Raw genomic sequence first — 2,754 nt, 5'->3', positions numbered from 1 at the left:
GGCGCGGGCTTGATGGATTCGGCCGAAAGTTCGAGCACGTCGGAGACCGAGTCGACCACGGCGCCGACCACGCGGCCCTTGACGTTGAGCACGATCACCACGGTGAAGCTGTTGTACTCGGCGGTCTCGCAACCGAGCTTCAGGCGCAGGTCGACGATCGGCACGATCACGCCGCGCAGGTTGACCACACCCTTGACGAACTGGGGAGCATTCGCGATGCGGGTCGGCACTTCGTAGGAGCGGATCTCCTGCACCTTCAAGATGTCGATGCCGTACTCCTCCGCACCGAGGCGGAAGGTCAGGAACTCGCTGCCCGATTGGGCGGCCAGGGCGGCACGTGCGGCCTCATGGCGGGCGACGTGGGCGGCTTCGTGAATCATGTCCATTTGAAATCCTCTCGAAAAGGGGTGCCGGTTGGGCTTTGCTGATCAGACTATCGGCGCTTGCACCGAGAACTGAAGGGCGAATGTGTGCACAAAGTACCCCGCAGTTCGCCTGCGGAACTCAACGTTTGTCGATTTGGAATACCGCGATCACCTGCGCCAGGCGGCTGGCCTGGTCCTTGAGTGATTCAGCGGCGGCGGCTGACTGTTCCACCAAGGCGGCGTTCTGCTGCGTCATTTGATCGAGCTGCGAGACGGTCGAGTTCACTTGGCTGATCCCCTCCGATTGCTCGGTGGCGGCGGCCGTGATGTCCCCGATGATGTCGGACACGCGCTGCACCGAGCCCACGATCTCAGTCATCGTCGCGCCTGCATCGGCCACCAGGCGCGAGCCGCTCTCCACCTTCTCCACCGAAGCGCCGATCAGTCCCTTGATTTCTTTGGCGGCTTCCGCCGAGCGGCCCGCCAGGCTGCGCACTTCGCTGGCCACCACGGCAAAACCGCGGCCTTGCTCTCCGGCACGCGCCGCTTCCACGGCAGCGTTCAATGCAAGGATGTTGGTCTGGAAGGCGATTCCGTCAATCACACCAATGATGTCGGCGATCCGTTTCGAACTCGCGTTGATCTCGTCCATGGTGGTCACCACCTGCGCCACCACGGCCCCGCCACGGGCGGCGACTTCGGCGGCCGAGCCGGCCAGTTGATTGGCCAGCGTTGCGGAATCCGCGCTTTGGCGAACATTGCTGGTCAGCTGTGACATGGAGGTGGCCGTGCTCTGAAGGCTCGACGCCGTCTGCTCGGTGCGCTGGCTCAGATCGAGGTTGCCGGTTGCGATTTCCGCGCCCGCGGTGCTGATCGAATCGACCGAATCTCGCACGACACCGAGCGTTTTCTGAAGGCGGGCCCGCATGGCTTCCATGTCGCGAATGAGGTCTCCGATTTCGTCCTTTCGGGCGCTGACGAAGGCGCGGCTCAAGTTGCCTTCAGCCAAAACGCCCACCGCCACCGAGAGGTCGCGCAGCGGCTCACCCACCCACTTGCGCATCATCACGAAGAGCCCGACACCCAGCAACAGCGTGGTCAAGCCCAGAAGCCCGGCAAACGGAATGATGGTGGCCCAGTGGGTCTTCATGGCCTCGGAGTCCGAGACCTCGGAGACAACCCATTGGTTTCCACTCTTGGCCCGGCGCAGCACCGCCCAGTGGTCGTCGTGGCCTGCCTCGAACACCGAACCGCCGTCCATCGTCCAGCCCTCGGGCGCGACTTCCAGACGTGCCATCAGGTCCCGCGCTGCCGGGAAGGTGTCGACCACCTTCTTGCCCTTGGCCGTGGGGTGCACCACGAACACCGCTTCGTCGGGCGATTTTTTGGGGTCGATGATGTAGACACCGCCCGTGTTGAAGTAGCGGGTTTCAACGGCCAGCTTTTCGATCGCGGCCTGGAAGTCTGTGATGTCGAAGCCGATGAAGAGAATGCCGATCACCTTGTCGGTGGCATCCTTGATGGGCTCATAGCGCGTCATGTAGGGTTTGCCGAACAGGTCTGCGCGGCCGGTGTAGGTTTTGCCAGCCAACATCAGCGAGTGCGCTGGGTGCCCACTGCCCAGCATGGTGCCCACGGCACGCTCGCCATCTTGCTTCTTGACCGACGTGGTGATGCGCTGGAAGTCATCGCCCTTGCGAGCGAACACCGTGGCGGTGCCGCCCGTGTCTTTGGAAAAGCGGTCGACCGCGATGTAGTTTCCATTCAGCGCCTCTTCGCCCACCTTCAAGGTGGCCGTGGCCTCATCGAGAGAGAACGGCTTGGTGAACTCGTTCTTGAAGTTGATGAAGACTTTCTCCACCAGCACCCGCGACGTCATGTCGAAGACGTCAATCGAATCGGCCACCGCCTGCGTCTTGTCCTTGACCCCGCTCACGATGCGCTCGCGGGAACGATCCGTTGCCAGCACGCCCATCCCGAAGCAAATTCCCAGTAGAACCACGCCGAGGCCCAGTGCGCCACCGACGGAAACCTTGCGCGCGACGGATCCGCGCCCCCGGGCTGCTGTGCTCATTTTTTGTCTTTCTGTTCGACGATCAAGGGCTGCGCCGCGCTTCAGCGCGCGCTGTCCATCAAGCCCATGTCGGGGCTGGCCATCAGGGATTCGATGTCCATCATGATCAACATGCGGTCGTTGACGCTGCTGATGCCGGTGATGAAGCTGGTGTCCACCGCCGAGGCCATTTCAGGCGCGGGCTTGATGGATTCGGCCGAAAGTTCGAGCACGTCGGAGACCGAGTCGACCACGGCGCCGACCACGCGGCCCTTGACGTTGAGCACGATCACCACGGTGAAGCTGTTGTACTCGGCGGTCTCGCAACCGAGCTTC

General features: G+C 62.8%; 3 protein-coding genes. All 3 read right to left on the bottom strand.

What is annotated here, in order from left to right; genetic code table 11:
* The coding region (locus RMO40_RS11835) for a chemotaxis protein CheW (protein ID WP_309721061.1) at positions 1–386 on the bottom strand (386 nt) is incomplete at its 3' end.
* Positions 387–504: 118 nt separating this feature from the next.
* Positions 505–2,439 (bottom strand): methyl-accepting chemotaxis protein, encoded by a 1,935-nt coding sequence (locus tag RMO40_RS11830; RefSeq protein WP_489660148.1) that lies wholly within the window; start codon positions 2,437–2,439, stop codon positions 505–507.
* Between the two features lie 41 nt (positions 2,440–2,480).
* The coding region (locus RMO40_RS11825) for a chemotaxis protein CheW (RefSeq protein ID WP_309721055.1) at positions 2,481–2,754 on the bottom strand (274 nt) is incomplete at its 5' end.

This window comes from Rhizobacter sp. (assembly GCF_031412075.1).
In the GTDB taxonomy this organism is placed as follows: Bacteria; Pseudomonadota; Gammaproteobacteria; order Burkholderiales; family Burkholderiaceae_C; genus Rhizobacter.
This window is presented reverse-complemented; position numbering and strand designations above follow the sequence as displayed.

What these genes read in the sequence shown, in the direction of transcription:
- RMO40_RS11830 (WP_489660148.1), bottom strand. Translation starts at nt 2,439, where the DNA reads ATGAGCACAGCAGCCCGGGGGCGCGGATCCGTCGCGCGCAAGGTTTCC.